Consider the following 2,043-nt stretch of genomic DNA (forward strand, 5'->3'; position numbering starts at 1 on the left):
CGGCTTCAGGCGGCCCGCGGCGGTGGCCGTGCCGTCCTGGGCGCCGGCGGGCGGCAGGCTGGCGATGACCTGCGCCACGGCGGCGGTGAGCTTCTTGGCGTAGGGCACGTGCAGGAACTCGTTGGGGCCGTGCGCGTTGCTCTTGGGGCCCAGCACGCCGCAGACCATCATCTGCGCCTTCGGAAAGCCCTGGCTCAACATGTTCATGAGCGGAATCGTGCCGCCCTGGCCGATGTAGCCGCACGGCGCGCCGAAGTGGGCCTGGCTGGCGGCATTGAGCGCGCCCTCGAACCACGGCGCGGTGTCGGGCGCGTTCCAGCCGCTGGCCGCGCCGCCGCCCTCGAAGGTGACCTTGGCCTGGTAGGGCGCGTTGTCCTCCAGCAGCGCCTTCATCTCCTGCACGCACTGCGCGGCGTCCACCAGCGGGGGCAGGCGCAGGCTGAGCTTGAAGGCGGTGTAGGGGCGCAGCACGTTGCCCGCGTCCTTCAGGGCCGGAAAACCCTCGGCGCCGGTCACGCTGAGCGTGGGCTCCCAGGTGCGCTTGAGCAGGGCCTGCACCGGGTCGGTGGTGGTGGGCAGCGCGAAGGTGGTGGAGCCGCCGCAGTCGTAGTGCGCCCAGGGAAAGCGCTTGTACACCTCCTCGCCCAGGATGCCGGCGGTGGCGCGGGCCTGCGCCAGGCGGTCGGTGGGCACGTCGCAGTGGAAGCTGGCGGGCAGCAGGCGGCCGGTGGCGCTGTCCTCGAGCCGGTCCAGCACCTGCCGCATGATGCGGAACGACGAGGGCACGAGGCCTGACGAATCGCCCGAGTGGATGCCCTCGGTGAGGATCTCCACCTTGAGCGTGCCGCTGGCCATGCCGCGCAGGCTGGTGGTGAGCCACAGCTGGTCGTAGTTGCCGGCGCCGCTGTCCAGGCAGATCACCAGGGCCACCTCGCCCATGCGGCTGCGCAGCAGGTCGATGTAGGGCAGCAGGTCGCCCGAGCCGCTTTCCTCGCAGGTCTCGATCAGGCCGACGATGCGCGGGTGCGGCACGTTCTGGCGCTTGAGCTCCTGCACGGCGGCGATGCTGGCATACACCGCGTAGCCGTCGTCGGCGCCGCCGCGGCCGTAGAGCTTGCCGTCCTCGTACTTGGGCGTCCAGGGCCCCAGGTCCTTGCGCCAGCCCTCGAACTCGGGCTGCTTGTCCAGGTGGCCGTACATCAGGACGGTCTGGCTCGACTGGGGCTGCGTGGCGGCCACCTCGAAGAACAGCACCGGCGTGCGGCCGGGCAGGCGCACGATCTCGAGCGTGAGGCCCGCCACCTTCTGCGCTTCGACCCAGTTCGCGGCATTGCGCAGCACGCGGTCCAGGTATCCGAGCTGCTCCCAGTCGGGGGCGAAGCCGGGCGACTTGGCGGGGATCTCGATGTATTCGGTGAGCTGGCGCAGGATGTCGCCGTCCCATTGGCGGCTGACGTGGGCCAGGGCTTCGGCGGGTTGCAGGAGATCGGGGGCGGTGCGGGCGTTCATGGCGGTTCCTCGGGGGCATTCCAGGAAAAGATCCTGCCACCGGCCGCGGCATCCGGCGGGCGCGCCGGTGCGTTGCAGTTCACCGCTCCGGTGGAGGAAGGGTTTCCGGATTGTCGTGCAGTGCGGAGGCGGGCACCACCCCGCGCAGATCGCCCGCGACGGCAACGCGGTTGCGTCCGCTGCGCTTGGCCTCGTACATGGCGCGGTCGGCGGCGGCGATCAGCATGTCCCAGCTGTCACCCTCCTCGATGCGTCCGCCGAACACGCCGATGCTCAGGGTGACCGGCACGGTGTGCCCGCCCAGGTCGAAGCGCGTCTGCTCGATCGCCCGGCACAGCTGGATGGCCAGCTGCCGCGCGCCGTGCAGCGGCGTGTCGGGCAGCACCACGAGGAACTCCTCGCCGCCGTAGCGCCCGATCATGTCCTGCGCCCGCAGGCGTTCGCCCATGGCATCGACCACGCGGCACAGCACCTGGTCGCCCACGAGGTGGCCCAGCCCGTCGTTGATGCGCTTGAAGTGGTCGATGTCCACCA

2 protein-coding genes are annotated in these 2,043 nt (G+C 70.9%); both read right to left on the bottom strand.

Going from position 1 to position 2,043, the window contains the following annotated elements:
- Positions 1 to 1,509, bottom strand: a 1,509-nt coding sequence (locus AC27IQ_RS23160) for a M20 family metallopeptidase (RefSeq protein ID WP_487090948.1), incomplete at its 3' end; no start/stop codon positions are given.
- Positions 1,510 to 1,588: 79 nt separating this feature from the next.
- A partial coding sequence (locus AC27IQ_RS23165) for a GGDEF domain-containing protein (protein ID WP_487090949.1) occupies positions 1,589 to 2,043 on the bottom strand: 455 nt, incomplete at its 5' end.

It is taken from the genome of Acidovorax sp. KPB24-07 (assembly GCF_057543315.1).